This is a genomic window from Methylomonas sp. Uni0009, from assembly GCF_054188105.3.
Genome location: NZ_JBTAFN010000001.1, coordinates 4,422,880 through 4,439,479, shown reverse-complemented (window position 1 = coordinate 4,439,479; position 16,600 = coordinate 4,422,880). Strand labels below are relative to the sequence as shown.

The 16,600-nt window shown below is 45.7% G+C and carries 18 protein-coding genes and 1 tRNA gene; 14 read left to right on the top strand and 5 right to left on the bottom strand.

The window, feature by feature from the left end; genetic code table 11:
- The first annotated feature begins 27 nt into the window (after nt 1-27).
- The 4 genes from ACWAU0_RS20515 to ACWAU0_RS20500 all read left to right on the top strand — a co-directional run bounded on the left by ACWAU0_RS20515 (nt 28) and on the right by ACWAU0_RS20500 (nt 2,531).
- Nucleotides 28-387, top strand: coding sequence for a type I restriction-modification system subunit M N-terminal domain-containing protein (locus ACWAU0_RS20515; RefSeq protein ID WP_458137751.1), 360 nt, complete (start codon nt 28-30; stop codon nt 385-387).
- Nucleotides 388-569: 182 nt separating this feature from the next.
- Nucleotides 570-1,667 carry an IS5 family transposase gene (locus ACWAU0_RS20510; protein WP_458137750.1) on the top strand — a complete coding sequence of 366 codons (1,098 nt, stop codon included), beginning with the start codon at nt 570-572 and terminating at the stop codon, nt 1,665-1,667.
- Between the two features lie 74 nt (nt 1,668-1,741).
- A complete protein-coding gene (locus tag ACWAU0_RS20505) occupies nt 1,742-2,440 on the top strand; it encodes an HsdM family class I SAM-dependent methyltransferase (RefSeq protein WP_458137749.1) in 699 nt (232 codons plus the stop codon).
- On the top strand, nt 2,421-2,531 hold the full coding sequence (locus ACWAU0_RS20500; protein WP_458137748.1) for a hypothetical protein: 111 nt from the start codon (nt 2,421-2,423) through the stop codon (nt 2,529-2,531). Before ACWAU0_RS20505 ends, ACWAU0_RS20500 begins: the two co-directional genes overlap by 20 nt.
- On the opposite strand, the gene ACWAU0_RS20495 is transcribed toward ACWAU0_RS20500, so the two are convergent.
- Nucleotides 2,512-3,261 (bottom strand): IS5 family transposase, encoded by a 750-nt coding sequence (locus ACWAU0_RS20495; protein ID WP_129871393.1) that lies wholly within the window; start codon nt 3,259-3,261, stop codon nt 2,512-2,514. The genes ACWAU0_RS20500 and ACWAU0_RS20495 overlap by 20 nt on opposite strands.
- A gap of 73 nt (nt 3,262-3,334) precedes the next feature.
- Here ACWAU0_RS20495 and ACWAU0_RS20490 point away from each other — a divergent pair, with 73 nt between their 5' ends.
- From ACWAU0_RS20490 to ACWAU0_RS20480, 3 genes are all read left to right on the top strand, one after another.
- Nucleotides 3,335-3,787 carry an AAA family ATPase gene (locus ACWAU0_RS20490; protein ID WP_458137747.1) on the top strand — a complete coding sequence of 151 codons (453 nt, stop codon included), beginning with the start codon at nt 3,335-3,337 and terminating at the stop codon, nt 3,785-3,787.
- Nucleotides 3,784-4,533 carry a hypothetical protein gene (locus ACWAU0_RS20485; RefSeq protein ID WP_458137746.1) on the top strand — a complete coding sequence of 250 codons (750 nt, stop codon included), beginning with the start codon at nt 3,784-3,786 and terminating at the stop codon, nt 4,531-4,533. The genes ACWAU0_RS20490 and ACWAU0_RS20485 overlap by 4 nt, the downstream gene beginning before the upstream one ends.
- A 183-nt stretch (nt 4,534-4,716) precedes the next feature.
- The gene (locus ACWAU0_RS20480; RefSeq protein WP_458137745.1) at nt 4,717-5,232 is read left to right on the top strand and encodes a hypothetical protein; all 516 of its coding nucleotides are present in this window, start codon (nt 4,717-4,719) and stop codon (nt 5,230-5,232) included.
- Between the two features lie 10 nt (nt 5,233-5,242).
- Here ACWAU0_RS20480 and ACWAU0_RS20475 read toward each other — a convergent pair whose 3' ends face one another.
- The 3 genes from ACWAU0_RS20475 to ACWAU0_RS20465 form a co-directional block, all read right to left on the bottom strand.
- On the bottom strand, nt 5,243-6,799 hold the full coding sequence (locus ACWAU0_RS20475) for a DUF6538 domain-containing protein (protein WP_458137744.1): 1,557 nt from the start codon (nt 6,797-6,799) through the stop codon (nt 5,243-5,245).
- 108 nt (nt 6,800-6,907) lie between these two features.
- Nucleotides 6,908-6,994: transfer RNA gene (locus tag ACWAU0_RS20470), tRNA-Leu, on the bottom strand.
- Between the two features lie 249 nt (nt 6,995-7,243).
- The gene (locus ACWAU0_RS20465) at nt 7,244-7,954 is read right to left on the bottom strand and encodes a DUF6901 family protein (protein ID WP_033159358.1); all 711 of its coding nucleotides are present in this window, start codon (nt 7,952-7,954) and stop codon (nt 7,244-7,246) included.
- Nucleotides 7,955-8,151: 197 nt separating this feature from the next.
- On the opposite strand from ACWAU0_RS20465, the gene ACWAU0_RS20460 reads away from it, so the two are divergent.
- The 3 genes from ACWAU0_RS20460 (at nt 8,152) to ACWAU0_RS20450 (ending at nt 10,624) form a co-directional block, all read left to right on the top strand.
- The gene (locus ACWAU0_RS20460; protein WP_033159357.1) at nt 8,152-8,541 is read left to right on the top strand and encodes a lipocalin-like domain-containing protein; all 390 of its coding nucleotides are present in this window, start codon (nt 8,152-8,154) and stop codon (nt 8,539-8,541) included.
- A gap of 102 nt (nt 8,542-8,643) precedes the next feature.
- The gene (locus tag ACWAU0_RS20455) at nt 8,644-9,459 is read left to right on the top strand and encodes a ferritin-like domain-containing protein (protein WP_458137743.1); all 816 of its coding nucleotides are present in this window, start codon (nt 8,644-8,646) and stop codon (nt 9,457-9,459) included.
- The gene (locus ACWAU0_RS20450; RefSeq protein ID WP_458137742.1) at nt 9,452-10,624 is read left to right on the top strand and encodes an NnrS family protein; all 1,173 of its coding nucleotides are present in this window, start codon (nt 9,452-9,454) and stop codon (nt 10,622-10,624) included. Before ACWAU0_RS20455 ends, ACWAU0_RS20450 begins: the two co-directional genes overlap by 8 nt.
- A gap of 328 nt (nt 10,625-10,952) precedes the next feature.
- On the opposite strand, the gene ispG is transcribed toward ACWAU0_RS20450, so the two are convergent.
- Entirely contained in the window at nt 10,953-12,173 is a 1,221-nt protein-coding gene (gene ispG / locus ACWAU0_RS20445; RefSeq protein WP_319961503.1) for a flavodoxin-dependent (E)-4-hydroxy-3-methylbut-2-enyl-diphosphate synthase, read from the bottom strand.
- A gap of 102 nt (nt 12,174-12,275) precedes the next feature.
- Here ispG and ACWAU0_RS20440 point away from each other — a divergent pair, with 102 nt between their 5' ends.
- From ACWAU0_RS20440 to ACWAU0_RS20425, 4 genes are all read left to right on the top strand, one after another.
- Nucleotides 12,276-13,004: a metallophosphoesterase gene (locus ACWAU0_RS20440; protein ID WP_458137741.1), complete on the top strand. Its 729-nt coding sequence runs from the start codon at nt 12,276-12,278 to the stop codon at nt 13,002-13,004.
- 186 nt (nt 13,005-13,190) lie between these two features.
- Nucleotides 13,191-14,537: a Na(+)-translocating NADH-quinone reductase subunit A gene (locus ACWAU0_RS20435; protein WP_458137740.1), complete on the top strand. Its 1,347-nt coding sequence runs from the start codon at nt 13,191-13,193 to the stop codon at nt 14,535-14,537.
- Complete coding sequence (locus ACWAU0_RS20430; RefSeq protein ID WP_319961502.1) at nt 14,537-15,736, top strand: NADH:ubiquinone reductase (Na(+)-transporting) subunit B; 1,200 nt, start codon at nt 14,537-14,539, stop codon at nt 15,734-15,736. Before ACWAU0_RS20435 ends, ACWAU0_RS20430 begins: the two co-directional genes overlap by 1 nt.
- A complete protein-coding gene (locus ACWAU0_RS20425; RefSeq protein ID WP_033159350.1) occupies nt 15,729-16,592 on the top strand; it encodes a Na(+)-translocating NADH-quinone reductase subunit C in 864 nt (287 codons plus the stop codon). Before ACWAU0_RS20430 ends, ACWAU0_RS20425 begins: the two co-directional genes overlap by 8 nt.
- Nucleotides 16,593-16,600: the final 8 nt, after the last annotated feature.

Genomic DNA, 16,600 nt, shown 5'->3' with positions numbered 1-16,600 from the left:
CAGGATATCATTCAAAAAGGACAGTCAATGGCGAAAGCCCCCAAACAACCCGCTAAAGAAGAACCGTTAGAAAAACAGCTGTGGAAAGCAGCTGACAAGCTCCGTAAGAACATTGATGCCGCCGAATACAAACACGTCGTACTGGGGTTGATTTTCCTGAAATATATCTCGGATGCATTTGAAGAGATGTTCAGTAAATTAGCGGCTGGTGAAGGTGAATATGCCGGCGCTGATCCAGAAGATAAGGATGAATATTCCGGTGAAAACATCTTCTTCGTACCGATGGAGGCACGCTGGTCCTATCTGCTGGGTAAAGCAAAGCAACCCGATATCGGACTTTTGTTGATGGTGCAATGGATGCTATCGAAAAGGAGAACCCATCGTTAAAGGGTGTACTGCCCAAAGTATTTGCCCGTCAAAATCTCGATCCTACCAGTTTGGGAGGGTTAATTGATTTGGTGGGTAACATTGCATTAGCAGGCTGGTGAAAAACTCGAAAAGCCAAGTAAGCTAAGGCATAGATGAGCGGCTAACTGTTAAAATAGGCTACCTAAATTTGGAGCCTTTCAATGCGCGGACACGATGCCATTCAAAACAGCTGGTTCAGCTATGTTGGCCTGGAAGACCGTATTCCCAAACAGCATCCGTTGCGTCGTTTACGGCTACTGGTTGATGGCGTATTGGCCTCGATGGATGCCGTCTTTGCCGAGCGTTACTCGCACACAGGCCGTCCCTCGATTGCCCCTGAAAAACTGCTGCGCGCCTTGCTGTTACAAGTCCTGTATACGGTCCGTAGCGAGCGTCAGTTGATGGAACAACTGGACTACAACCTGTTGTTTCGCTGGTTTGTCGGTCTGGGCATCGACGACGCCGTGTGGGAACGCACAGTGTTCAGTGCCAACCGCGAACGCCTGCTGTCCGAAGCCCTGAGTCGCGAATTTTTTGAGCGGGTACTGGCCATAGCCGAATGGCAAAATCTGGTGTCCGACGAACACTTCAGTGTCGACGGTAGCCTCATTGAAGCCTGGGCCTCGCACAAAAGCTTCGTCAAAAAAGATGGTAGTGGTCCCGATAAACCCGCCGGCCGCAATCCCGAGATCGACTTCAGTGGCGAAAAGCGCAGCAACGCCACCCATCAAAGTACAACCGATCCCGAAGCCCGGCTTTACAAGAAAGGCGAATACACCGAGGCCAAACTGCGTTACATCACCCATGCCTTGTCCGAGAATCGCAACGGCCTGATTGTCGATGTCGAAACCACTCAAGCCACCGGCACCGCCGAAATCGAAGCCGCGCAAAAAATGATCAAACGCCGCGTGCCCCAAGGTGGCAGCGTCGGTGCCGACAAAGGCTATGACCAACCGGCGTTCGTCAACGGACTCGAGTCCCGTGATATCAAAGCCCATGTGGCCCGCAAAAAGATTGGCAGTGCCGTCGACGGCCGCACCGCGCGCGGCAAAGGTTACGCCCAAAGTCTCAAGCGCCGCAAAATCGTCGAAGAAGCCTTTGGCTGGGTCAAAACGGTCGGCGGCCTGCGCAAAACCCGTCACATCGGCTTAGCCAAAGTCGCGGGTCAGGCCTTGTTTTGCTTTGCCGCCTACAACCTGACGCGCATGCTCAACCTATTGGTGTTCACGCCGAAACCGGCGTGGAGTGCACCCGCCTAGGGTGGAGTTCGCCTGAAAACCGTCCACAGACGGCTTCAGGCGAATAAAAAGCCCTTGAAACCGGGGCAAAACGCTTGAAACTCGATGTCATGACCGATTTCAACTCGAAAAAATCACGAACATCGTGGGTAAGGGGAAATATCGGCGGGTTTTTCACCAGCCTGTTAGGTGATGCAAAAGCGCGTAGTGCTGACGTTCTAGGACACGTTTTCGAATACTTTCTGGGGGAGTTTGCGTTAGCGGAAGGTAAACAAGGTGGTCAGTTCTATACACCCCGTAGCATCGTTGAATTATTGGTTGCTATGTTGGAACCCTATAAAGGTAGGGTGTTTGATCCATGCTGCGGCAGCGGTGGGATGTTCGTACAATCCGAAAAGTTTGTGGAGGAACATCAGGGCAGAATCAATGATATTTCCATCTATGGTCAGGAGAGTAACCAAACCACCTGGCGGTTAGCAAAAATGAACCTTGCTATCCGGGGTATCGATAGTTCACAAGTTAGATGGAACAATGAGGGGTCATTCCTGAATGATGCCCATAAAGATGTGAAGGCAGATTTTATTATTGCTAATCCTCCCTTCAATGTTAGTGATTGGAGTGGTGAATTGTTACGAACCGATGGACGCTGGCAATACGGTACACCACCCGTTGGTAATGCTAACTTCGCCTGGTTACAGCATTTTATTTACCACCTGTCCCCAAATGGTAAAGCGGGTGTGGTACTGGCGAAGGGTGCATTAACCAGTAAAACCAGTGGTGAAGGCGATACGTGAAAACGCATCCATTGATTGGACTATCAAACACAATGTCAAAGCAAAATTAAAAGCTAGGGGCTGTTGCCGTTTCACATCGGTAACCATATAAATGCACAAGCCAGGGCGATAGCACCTTCAAAATTGCGTTTTAGTTTGTCATATCGGGTGGCAATAGCTCTAAAATGTTTCAGTCGCGCAAATACGTTTTCAACGAGGTGGCGATATTTATAGAGACACCAGTCCATTTCCTCATTCCCGACTATTGAATTTTGTTTTCTTGGGATGATGGGGACTGTGCCTTGGTCTCGAATTTGAATCCGTAACGGCTCGCTGTCATACCCTTTGTCTGCAATCATGTAGCCCGCCTGGGGGAGCTTGGCCACAAATTCCGGCGCTTCTTTGCAGTCATGTACTTCGCCCCCCGTAATCGAAAACTGGATGGGAAGTCCACCGGCATCAACCGCCATATGGATTTTGGTCGTGTTGCCTGCGACCGATTTCCCGATGGCTGTTGGATTTTCATGGGCGCCGCCGCTACTGTGTTGATGGGCTTTAATAATGCTGCCATCAATAAATAGCCATTCCAAATCAGGCTCAATCACTAGCGCTTGAAAGATACCCCTCAGCTTTTCTTGCAGTGACCAGGCATTGAAGCGCTTGTACACGGCATTCCACTTGCCAAAAGCGACGGGCAAGTCTCGCCAAGGGCAGCCAACACGCAAGCGATAAAAAATCCCTTCGACCGTTTGCCGAAGACCGGGTTTGTCGTAAATGCTGAAACTCAACATAATCGTTTTTAGCTTTTCCCAGTGGGTATCTGTAAGCAGTTGGCGTGGCATTCGCTAGTTATCGTTTGATTGAAAACTCAATCAATATGGCTCGCCAATCGATTTTCAAAGGGATTATGACAAAATGGCAACAGCCCCTAGGAATTATTTGTCTGCATACGATAGCTCTGAAGGTACACTATATTTATTATTTTTAGTCGTATTATTGCTGCACAGGGAAACTCCTGCAATTTTTGCAATTGATAATATAGACAACGCTCTTAATCCAGCAATTACCAAAAAACTAATAGAAACAATAATATACGTATTATGTGCTAGTGATCATAGCGATGTGACAATTAGTCCTAAGCAAATATTCCTTACTTCTCATAATCCCACGTCTCTCGATGCTTTTGATATTTTTGATGATAATCAGAGGATATTTGTTGTTGGACGCGAAAAAGATGGTGCTACTAAAGTAAATAGGTTGCAGCCTTCCAAAGGGATGGAAAGATCTGATTGGATAAAAATGTCTGGTGGTAGAAATCTATCTGAATTATGGATTGAGGGACAAATAAAGGGTGCGTTAGGATTATGAGTTTAATCAAGATTGGCATTGTTTCCGAGGGACCAAGTGATCAGATTGTTCTCAAAAAATTCATAGTAGAATATTTTAATAAGATTGAAAATTTTGGTCATGCACTAACGTTTGTTGATCTTCAGCCTTCTCTAGATATAACTTCTTCTGGATCGTTTAATGGTGGCTGGGAAATGATATATAAATGGTGTCAACGCAATACACCACAAGTTCGAAAAAATCAAATTCTTGGATCTGCCATGTTTGCTAATGACATGGATAACTTTATATGCGATATAATTTTAGTACAAATGGATTCCGATATATATCTTAGAATTGGTGATAAAACAAATATAACTCCAGTGCCAGCTCAAACAGACACGCCTCGTGAAAAAGGTTTTTTTGTTAGGAGTTTTCTTCAAGAATGGTTGTGGCTTGATGATTCGGAGCAAGATCATAAACATGTTCTTGCTGTTTCTGTTGAGTCAATAGAGTGTTGGCTTGCAGCAGGCATCTGCCCAGAAACTTCAATAGATTATGAATCGCATGAAGATATCGGAAAGTATTTGGCAATTCTAGATCATAAGATTGTTAAGCAAATAGATGTTCCAGAAAATATCAAAAAACCAAATAAAGCAGCTAACAACTACAAAAAATTATCAGATAGAGCCGTTGCAAACATCGCAAAGGTAATTAATGAGTGTGAGCATTTTAATATTGCTATGACTGAACTTTCCTCTGCAATTGTTACACTATATGGAAGCTAGGCAAAGAAATGAGCTAAGATCTTTTCAGAAATGTCTCGATTCTTAACTGTACCTGAACTTTAACAGTTTTGAGATCGACCTATTTGAGGTGCCAATCTTTGAACTTAAATGTCTTTTATTAATTGTTCACAGCCTATCATAGTTATATAAATACATCTCTAAACTTTATAATTTTATGATTTTGTGACCAATCTTATTCTATTCTCCCATAACCATCAAGAAATCATCCACACAACATTCAGCAATGCAACTGTTAGACATTATCCACCAGGATATTTTCAGCTTGGGCAGGATCATGATTTTGACTTTACTTATGATGGTGAACGTTCATTCATCGGTGGATTGAATATTCTGGTTCAGTTTGCAGAAGACAATAGATGTCAACATATCTATATCATTGACCAATGGAATGATAAAAACATTACAATGGCGAGATTGTCTGGTTATTATCCGGTAATGATTGAGTTATCAGAAGATAACATTGATAAAATCAATCAACTTGCCATTCAGCATATGTTCTATGATGGTGTTAAATCATCATTAGCGTCAGCAATATTCCCTGATAAATTGCTGGGTAGTAATGATGCCTTTTCTGCTATTGCCATTGATATAAACAACCAAATGAAAATAGTTCGAAATAGTCATTTAGGAACTATGAATGATATGGTGATTGACTCTATTAGAAGGCTTTATTTGTAGATCATTTATATTATTTTGGTATCCAGCGAACATTGCTAAGTTCATTACGAAAGTCCACCTTAATTATTTCTGTTAATAATCTTGCAACACTAACGTCATCGGCATAATTTTCTCTTCCAAGAGTGTTATTTCCTGCTTCTCTTCCGCATATTTGTTCAGTTATATAATCCATTACGCCGGCTCTATCCAATGCGGACGTCATTGTGTGCCTGAAGGAGTAGAACACTTTTTTGGTTTTAATGTATATACCTAGTTTTACCAAGTATTCTCGATTAAACCAATCTCCGATTGGTCTTGAGTATCCATCCTTAGTTGTCCAATTGGATAATTCTTGAAATAGTCTATGATTATCGTTGCAGGATTCTACAAAGTCTATGAATCCAATTTCTATAAGATGGGGGTGAATGGGTGTCTTCCGGAAACTGTTCGCTGATTTTAACCGCTTGTCTTTTGTATTTTCGTTAAAATCAAATACCCAGTTATTGTCAATTTGTTTTATATCTTCTTTGTAAAGTGCTGCTATTTCTGCATTTCTTGCGCCAGTGTACAATGCGATCAATGGTGTCCAAAACTTGTAAACTGAATCATATTGACCGTTGGTATAAAGCTCTGTAGAGAAAATTCTTACTAGATCTTGACTGGTAAAGCTCTGTCTACGTTGATTCTGCTTTATTTTCTTGTTGGCTTGTACTCGTAATTCAACAAATGGATTGTCCGTATATTCTTTGTATTCAGATACTATCCATTTAAACAATCTGCTATACATCTCCATATGATCATTGATGGTCTTCGTAGTGAACTTCTCTTCATCAATGTTTAGGGAAATTATTTTATCGACTGTCATTCCTCGATACTTTGCTGTATTTGCAGGTAGTAGCTTCAATTGCTTTAGTACCTGTTTTGCATCATCTCTTGTGATTTCACTGATTGCTTTATCGCCAGTGATTTCAATTAGACGTCGAAAAAATGTAGTGTGTTTGTTCGAAGGCTTCCAATCTTCTCCGTACTTAACGATTTTCAAATCGTCATAGTAGCGTTCAATAATTTCGCTCAAACTATGTTTCGCGGAATTCGCTGCTGGATTTCCCTTTTTCGTTCTTGTTTCGTTTGATTTCGCCGTTGATTGAGCGGTCTTGTTCTCGGCAGGATCTTGTAGTGGTTTAGATGAGTGCAGTTCGTTATTGATTCTGGATAATTCGCGGAAGTATGCGGCGGATTCTTCAGGGGACATTCCTGAATCTAAACATGCTTTTATGTCTTCAGGTTTTATCTCGACTTCATTGGTGACGGTACCATCAGGAGCGACTGTTTGTTTAACGGTGAAGTCTATCGCGTTAGGAGGGCGTCTGGAACTCATATTTCTGAGGATTTCGTTTGTTATCAGATCGTCAAAGTATCGATCATATCCAGAACAAAGTTTTTTTGCATCGCTAATATTTGAAGTCCTTAGCGAAACGATGAACTCAGGTCTATTGAAGTGAGATTTTAGAAGGGAGGGGATTCTGCGGCGATAGTACAGGATGTCCTTTCGCTGGCAGAGATATTTGTGCGGGGATTTTTCGAGCATTTTCCTCTCCTCATCAGCACATCTTGTGTAGCAAAATGTGTGGCAAGTTGTGTAACAAGGAAGAAGAATACTCTCCTCATGAAAAATATGAGGAAAATCAATAAGTTATGGTGCCGAGGAGAGGACTTGAACCTCCACAGAGTTACCCCTACTAGCACCTGAAGCTAGCGCGTCTACCAATTTCACCACCTCGGCATTACTTATCTAGGTAAGTAATTTGGTTATTATAAGTGTATGGATGGGATGTGTCAACCTTATGATTATACACATCATGATTATACACATCGCTGAGCAGCTTAACGTCGGCACTCCTGAAGGATTGGTTGTTGTCGCCAGGTGATGCAGTCGTTCTGAGGCAGTGGCTTGGGTATTAGGGTGGCTTGGTCTATTTGGCTGCTTCCATTGGCGAGCGATAGTTTGTGCAAGAAAGTTTTTGTCGGCAGACTATTGAGCTAATTTGCGGTATCCATCGAATAAATGATGAATTTCCTCAAGACCGTCTTCGATTGACCAAGAAACCGACTTTGACAATAAATCCAGTAAAATCACGCCGTTTACCGCCGCATCTTCGCTAATCGCAGTTTTTAACCGTTGGCTTAAATGGAGGTTGATAACTTGTAAGTTTTGATATAGCGCGAGCAGTTCATCCAGTTCCAGGGAATAGGGTAGGTGGTCTTTTTGCCGAAAATACTGTGCCAATAGGAACATCGTGGTTACTCGGTAAATCGTTTCAGTTTGATCGGCCAAGGGTAAGTGAAAACGTGCCATTGGCTTTAAAAATTCAGTATGCGGACACGGGCTGGTGGCCATAATTAAGCCTAGAATCGAACTGGCGATATGTTGAGCAGTGGTTTCGGCGCGTATGGTTCTTCTATCGGTAATGACTTCTACAGCCATTTGCTTGTGGGACACTAGGTGCCCACATAAATTTAACAGTGACACCAAATTAATCGCGACAGGACAATGCGGAACCTGCTCCGGTTTTAACGGGCAATTGCGGCATTGTTGATACGTGAGTTCCGTCCATAGAGGATAGGGAGGGGGGGCGGCAGAAATAAGGGTCATGCTTTGTTTATCAACTTCGATTAGGAAATCGGCGCTGTCGTAATCTTCTGCGCTTAAGCGGTAGGTAAAATGTAGGATGTCTTCGGACATATAAATTCAGCAAACTTGTGATGTGCGTTTTCTTGGATGGATTTTAACCTGGCTAAGCCGCGTTATTGGCCGATTGTAGGGGCGTCGTCTGACTAGTTTGGCTTGAGTATAGCTGCGGTATTCAAGTAAAGGAGGCTGCCTCCGGCTCCGTGTTACAATCGACGGCTCTAAAAACATAATCTCAAAAAGGCTTTACCATGCAATTTATTAAACTCTCCGCTGTTGCTTTATTGTTTTTATCTTTTCACGCCACAGCGGAAGTTCAGCTGACCAAAGCCGATGTTTTGGGTACATGGCAAATCGACAAAGAATCCAACACCAGTGATGGCAGCAAGGCCCGAAGCTCTAATACCACCTGGACGTTTAAAGACGATGGCACTATCGAAGGCATGACCCATGAAAACGATTCGCATGCCAGACTTGACCAAATGCGGGCTGTGCTGAATTACGCCGTCGAAGGCGGCAAGATTGTCAAACAGGCGGCGCCGGGTCGCTCGAAGATGGAAACCTGCGAGGCAATCGAAAAATCCGGCAACAATATGGTTTTGAAGTGCCAAACCGTTTATTTCTTTATGTCTAAAAAATAAAAACGCCGGGCACTTCTGATATTGTCGTGCTTAGTTTGACCTATTTACGTGGTTGTCGGATGGGATGGACTCATCGGTAGCGAGAAAACAGGAACTTCGATTTTGGCAGAGCAGCCCCAAAGCCTATCCGATTTTGCGGAGCATTGTTTATTCAATGGCGACATTGAGCAAAAGCTTGTTTTAACTCATCAAGCCAGGCAGTTGTTGGATAACGGCTTATTGTCCCTGCAAACAGACCGGGCGGTCTTGCCGATATGCAACACCGTATTTCCAAGCCGGCCGAAATTGTTGATGCCGCGAGAAATGCCTAAACGTCGTCTGGATTCCAACGAGGGTAAAGCGGCTTTTTTTCATGCACTCGCGCATATCGAGTTCGTGGCAATTTATTTGGCTTGGGACATCATTTACCGATTTCCCGGCTTGCCGGACGATTTTTATCGGGATTGGCTGATCATCGCCGACGAAGAGGCGCAGCATTTCGAGTTGATTCGCACTCATTTGCTTGGTTTAGGATTCGATTACGGCGATTTGCCCGCACATCGCGGGCTTTGGTCGCATGCCGAAGAGACTTCGGATGACATTTTGGCGCGTTTGGCGATAGTGCCGCGTTGCATGGAGGCGCGCGGATTAGATGTGACGCCGGGTATGATGGATAAATTAGTCGCTATTGACGATCAGCCCGGTCTGGCTATCTTGCAGCGGATTTACGACGACGAAGTCGGGCATGTCGAGCGCGGTTCTTACTGGTTCAATAATCTGGCCAGACAGCGCGGTATGGAACCTGAACACTGCTTTAAAGACCTGATACTGAATTATTTCAAAGGCAAGCCCAAGGGACCCTTTAACCGAGAAGTGCGTATAATTGCCGGCTTCTCGAATAACGAAATCGATTGGCTGGAGGAGCGTTTGCATGAATAACAAACCGGTTTTTGATTATCCACTGTTTGCGATGGGCTTTAGGGCCTTTTTCGCGCTGGCGGGATTATCAGCTCTGGCTTTGATTGCAGTATGGAACTCAATGTCCAACGGTTCGCTGCATATCGATAATTACTTCACCGGCAGCACGTGGCATGCTCATGAAATGTTGCTTGGCTACACCACAGCGGTGATTGCCGGTTTTTTACTAACAGCAGTTAGAAACTGGACTGGCTTACAAACAGTGACTCCCGATCAACTGGCGTCGCTGTGTTTTTTATGGATTTATGGCCGGGTATTGCCTTTTTATTCCGAACTATTGCCCGATTTGTTGATAGGCACCGTCGATTTCGTATTTTTACCGGTGTTGGCGTATTTTGTGGGTAAGCCAATTCTAAAAACTGGCAACTATCAAAATCTGATTTTTATCGCCTTATTGCTGTTATTGGCCTTGGGCAATGGTTTGATTCACGCCCAAGTTTTGGGTATGGCCGCTAGTGCCTCGCTAGGGCTGATCCTGGTGGTTACCGTTATCGTTGCGATGATTTTGGTCATCGCTGGCCGGGTATTTCCGTTTTTTACCGAACGGGGGCTATCTGGGGTTATTTGTATTCGCAATCCGGCATTGGATATAGCCGCTGTTGCGGTGAGTTTGGCGGTGTTTGCATTATTGATGCTGAATATATCCGGCGCATTGTTGGCTGGTGCTGCGGTAGCGGCGATTGTGATTAATATTGTGCGAGTGGCGGCTTGGTACAACCCGCGGATTTGGTTTGTGCCCCTGCTTTGGGTTTTGTACATCGGCTATGGTTGGTTGATCCTTGGATTTGGCTTGGTATCCCTCTCTGCTTTTGCTGTGGTTCCGCAGTCTTTGGCTTTACACGCCTTTACTGTGGGCGGCATCGGTATTTTGACTTTGGGCATGATGGCCCGCGTTGCGTTGGGCCATACCGGCAGGGCGCTAAAAGCCTCGAATGTGATGGCGCTGGCCTTTGTGCTGATAAATCTGGCCGCGTTGTTTCGGGTGTTATTTCCGGCTTTGTTGCCAAACTGGTATGGCGGTTTGGTGATGGTGTCCACCTATTGCTGGTTGGCGGCGTTTTCCTTGTTCGCATTTTATTATTCGCCAATTTTGATGTCGCCCAGGTTGGATGGGCAGCCGGGGTAGCGTAGTTCATAAAAACAGTGGCGATGGCGGATGGTCTCGTCCAAGCGTGCCGTATTTTTTATACATTGAATTTGTTGGAGCGACAGTGTTAGGGTTGCTATATCGGTTTACTGCGCGATCTGGTCAATGAAATGAGAGTGAATGGAAGCAAATTGCGCGACAGGTTTGATGTGAACATGAGTCGGACGGATTGACTTTGGTCAACGGCGTCAAGGGTGTAAGCGAGTCTGTTCCTGGCAGGAGTAATGATCTTGGTCAGTGATAGCGGGCTTTGATAGGGTTGTAAAAAAGGCGGCTTTCAGCCGCCTTTTTTTGTGTCGAAACGTTTTTACTGCGCGCTGTAATGCGATTCGATATAACGCTCGACTATAGCTTGGAACTCTTCAGCGATATGTTCGCCTTTTAGGGTGACGGTTTTGAAACCGTCTTCAAAAACCGGCGCAACAGGTGACTCGCCGGTTCCGGGCAGACTGATGCCGATGTTGGCATTTTTGCTTTCGCCGGGGCCGTTGACGACGCAGCCCATCACCGCGACTTTCATATCTTCCACGCCTTTGTATTTATCTTTCCAAATAGGCATTTGGTCGCGTAAATAGCCTTGAATGTCTTGCGCCAGACGTTGGAAATAATCGCTGGTGGTGCGTCCGCAACCGGGGCAGGCCACTACCATGGGTGTGAAGGAGCGAAAATTCATGGTTTGCAGAATTTCCTGGGCCACAATGACTTCTTTGGTGCGCGCTGCGCCGGGTTCGGGTGTTAGGGATACCCGAATGGTGTCGCCTATGCCTTGTTGCATCAGTACGCCGAGCGCTGCTGCTGATGCGACGATGCCTTTGGAGCCCATGCCAGCTTCGGTAAGGCCTAAGTGCAAGGCGTAATCACAACGGCTGGACAGGTCTTGGTAAATGCTGATCAACTCCTGAACATCGCTAATTTTGCAGGATAGGATGATTTTGTCTTTGCCTAGCCCGATTTCCTGGGCTCTAGCCGCGCTTTCCAGGGCGGAGAGTATGATGGCTTCCCGGGTGATCAGGGGTAATTCTTTGGGTTGCGCTAATTGTCTGTTCTCGTCAAGCAAGCGGGTTAACACGGCTTGATCAAGACTGCCACCGTTGACGCCAATCCGCACGGGTTTGTTGTATTGAATCGCAAACTCTATCATCTGCTGAAATTGTGGGTCCCGCGCTTTGCCTTTGCCGACATTGCCGGGGTTGATACGGTATTTGGAAAGTGCTTGAGCGCAATCCGGATATTTTTCCAGTAACTTGTGGCCGTTAAAATGGAAGTCGCCGATAATGGGCACCGAAAAGCCTTTTTGTGCCAGTCGGTTGACGATTTCCGGTACGGCTTGCGCAGCTTCTTCACGGTCGACCGTGACGCGGACCATTTCCGAGCCGGCTGTTGCTAATTCCATGATCTGTTGAACGCTTCCTGCAACATCAGCTGTGTCGGTATTAGTCATGGATTGAACTACAATCGGAGCGTCGCCGCCGACTTTTACGTTTCCTACCAAAACCTGTTGGGTGTGTTTTCTGGAGCTAATCGACATAGAAGTGTGGTCTGCAAAAACTGAAAGTTATCTAAAAAATACCAAGTAATTCACTTAGGATATAAATTATACCTCCTTAGTAACAGGACGAAAGAGCAAATTGTGCGGATAAATTACTTTTCTGATGTGCATCTGGAATTTGGCGAGCAGAGTCTGCCGGAAACCGATGCCGATTTGGTCGTGGCGGCAGGCGATATCGGCATATTCAAACAAGGTGTCGAATGGTTGAGGTCTATCGGCAAGCCTGTGGTTTATGTGGCGGGTAACCATGAGTTTTATGGTTACGAATATCAACAGACTATCGATATGTTGCGTAGGGAATGTGCGGGCAGTCAAATTCAGTTCCTGGAAAAAGATCAGTTTATCTTCCAGGGTGTGCGCTTTTTGGGTTGCACCTTGTGGACGAATTTGTTTATCGAGGGCGCCGAAAAGGCCGAAGTGCTGGGAAATACCTTGAATGACTTTCGCAAGGTGTCATTTGCAGGCCAAACTTTCGAGCCCAAACACTTTACCGAACTACATCGGGAATCTAAATTCTGGTTAGAACAACAACTTGCCACGCCCTTTGCCGGCAGGACCATAGTGGTCACTCATCATGCGCCCACCGAATGGAGTTGGATCGATTCACCCAACGTACTTAAAAAGCTGGCTTATTGTAATGACTTGAAGCCTTTATTTCACGAATATGAAATAGCAGCCTGGTTTCACGGTCATGTGCACAATTTGGGTGATTACCGGATAGCGGATGCCCGTATCTTAAGCAATACCCGGGGGTATGTCGGGCGCAAGTATGTGAGTGGTTTTGATATCGATAAAGTGGTTGATATTTGAGCGGTATTTCCACTTATGCAGGGCGCTATCGCTCGGCTTAAAGGGCTACAAGCCTTGGGATTTTCCGTTGAGAAAGCCGATAACTTGTGATGTAATGAACATGTTTTGTCTTGAAGTGCCCTTTGGGATCGGTGTTTCGCAATGGGCTTTTTGCTGCAACTAGTCTGGGGAGCAGGCGTATTAACTATGCAATTTAATATAAAGAAAGGTTTGGATTTGCCTATAACAGGCGGACCCGAACAAAAGATTAGCGATGGTAACAGCATCAAATCGGTCGCCTTATTGGGTGCCGATTACATCGATCTGAAGCCGAAAATGATGGTTGCCGAAGGAGATAAGGTCAAATTAGGACAGGCCCTTTTTTCTGACAAAAAAAATCCTGGCGTCAACTTTACCTCACCCGGTGCGGGTGTGGTTAAAGCTATTAACCGTGGCGACAAGCGTGCGCTGTTGTCTGTGGTCATTGAATTGCAAGGAAATCAGCAAGAGTCTTTCGCCAAATACGGCGAAGCTGAGTTAGGCAATTTGACTCAAGAACAGGTTAAGGAAAATTTGCTGGCATCAGGATTGTGGACTGCGTTCCTGACACGTCCTTACGGCAAAATCCCTGCTGTCGATACAACGCCTAGTTCAATTTTTGTCACAGCGATAGATACTCGTCCGCTGGCGGCAGATCCTGCTGTCATTATCAAGGAACGTGCTGCCGATTTTGCTAATGGCTTGACTGTAGTTTCTAAGTTGACATCCGGTAAAACCTATCTTTGCAAAGCGACTGGCACTGATTTGGTAGCGAATCAAGCCGTTCAGGTAGCGGAGTTTTCCGGGCCGCATCCTGCCGGCTTGCCAAGCACCCATATTCATTTTATCGATCCGGTCAATATCCATAAATTCGTATGGCATATTGATTACCAGGCGGTGATTGCTATTGGCGCATTGTTTACTACAGGTAAGCTGAATGTAGAACGCATCGTTTCTTTGGCTGGTCCAACGGTTAAAAACCCAAGATTGGTACGCACACGTGTGGGCGCCAATCTGGACGATTTGGTTGCCGGCGAATTGCAAGATGTTGAAAACCGCGTAATTTCGGGCTCTGTTTTGTATGGCCACGAGGCTGCCGGATCTGTGGCATTTTTGAGTGCTTACAGTTTGCAAGTTTCTGCTATTAAAGAAGGTCGTGAACGTGAGCTTTTCGGTTGGATCGTTCCCGGCAAAGACAAATACTCGGCTATGAATGTGTACGTGTCGAGCAAAGATCGCAAAGATAATCGCCTGTTCCCGTTAACCACTGACAAAAATGGTAGCAATCGCGCCATTGTGCCGGTGGGAGTGTACGAGACAGTTATGCCTTTGGATATTTTGTCTACACCTTTATTGAAAGCCATTGTAGTCGGCGATACCGACACTGCACAGTCTCTTGGCTGCCTGGAACTGAGTGAAGAAGACGTGTCTTTGTTCACCTTTGTCGATCCAGGCAAGCATGACTTCGCGCCTGTGCTCAGAGCTAATTTAACTAAAATCGAGAAGGAAGGATAATGTCGGCTAGAGATATTTTAGATAGCATAGAGCCGCATTTTACAAAGGGCGGCAAGTTTGAAAAGTATTACGGTCTCTACGAGATGGTGGATACTTTTATTTACACGCCATCCGATGTAACGCGCGGAAAAACCCATGTACGTGACGGTAACGATCTGAAACGCACAATGACGTTTGTGGTAATCGCCACGGCGTTTTGTGTTTTGATGGCTTGGTACAACACGGGTTATCAAGCCAACTTAGCCATGAAGGGTATGGGTGTCGAGTCGATCAACAACTGGCGCAGCATTCCAATGGCGCTATTCGGCTACAACCCGTACAACCCGATTTCCTGTCTGGTGCACGGCATGTTGTATTTCTTCCCTGTTTACATCACTACCTTAGCGGTAGGTGGCGTTTGGGAAGTGTTGTTTGCAACCGTACGCAAGCATGAAGTCAACGAAGGTTTCTTGGTATCGTCAATGCTGTATACCTTAATCTTGCCGCCTGATATCCCCTTGTGGCAAGTGGCTTTAGGTATCTCGTTCGGTATCGTGTTGGGTAAAGAAGTTTTCGGTGGTACCGGTAAAAATTTCCTTAATCCCGCTTTGACAGGTCGTGCGTTCCTGTTTTTTGCGTATCCGGCTTCAATTTCCGGCGATGCGGTATGGGTTGCGGTGGACGGTTACAGTGGCGCGACGGCTTTATCGTTGGCATCGGCTGGTGGCGTGGAGGCGATTAAAGAGAGTTTCAGTTGGATCCAAGCGTTTTTGGGATTCATTCCCGGCTCGATGGGTGAAACATCCACATTAGCTTGTATGTTGGGCGCAGCATTCTTGTTATACACTCGCGTTGCTTCTTATCGCATTATGGCTGGTGTGTTGATCGGTATGATCGCTATGTCCACTTTATTGAATATCGTTGGCAGCACAACCAACCCAATGTTTGCGATGCCTTGGTACTGGCATATGGTAGTCGGTGGTTTTGCTTTCGGTACGGTGTTTATGGCAACTGATCCTGTTTCTGCCGCTGTGACCGACACCGGTCGCTGGATTTACGGCTGCATGATCGGCGTGATGATTATCATCATTCGGGTTATTAACCCGGCTTTCCCGGAAGGTGTGATGCTTGCAATTCTTTTCTCAAACATGTTTGCACCATTGATTGATTACTTTGTTGTTCAAGCAAATATTAGAAGAAGGATCAAACGCCATGCTTAATGCCGAGAAAAAAACCTGTAAGTACAACGAGCAGCTCTGCAAGTACTACGAACAGTTCAGAGTTTACGCCGACAGAATCCTGGCTTTAAGTAACGACAGCCTGGAAAAAACCGTCAACGTGGCTTTGGCCTTATGTTTGGTGTGCGCCGTATTGGTATCTATCGCTACAGTCGCTTTACGGCCTTTGCAAGGCTACAACAAAGCCCTGGACATGAAGAAAAACATTCTTGATGTGGCTGGTTTGTTGGAAGAGGGTACTGATATAGATAAAGCCTTTGCGGAAAGAATCGAAAGCAAGATTGTCGACCTGAAAACGGGTGATTACGTAGACAATATCAATGTCGACGAATACGACCAACGCAAGGCTGCTAAAGACCCTGCGCAGAACGAGTTGATTCCGGTCGAGAAAGATATTGCCAGCATCCGTCAAAAAGCCAAATACACCAAAGTGTTTTTGGTTAAAAACGGCGACCAGTTGCAATCCATTATTCTGCCTATCAACGGTTACGGTTTGTGGTCTACGATGTACGGCTTTTTAGCCTTGGAAGCTGATGCGCAAACGGTACAGAGTATCAACCTGTACGACCAAGGTGAAACCCCTGGCCTGGGTGGTGAGGTAGTCAATCCTAACTGGCGCGCGTTGTGGAAAGGCAAAAAAGTCTATTCCGATAAAGGCGAAGTGGCTTTGACTTTAGTGAAAGGTGGTGTCGATTCCAGTCGCCCGGATTCTGTTTACAAAGTGGATGGTTTGGCCGGCGCAACCCTAACCAGTCGTGGCGTCAGTAATTTGATCCAATACTGGATGGGTACCGAAGGTTTTGCCACCTATCTAAACAAAATTAGAAAAAACGGTTAGGACTTATC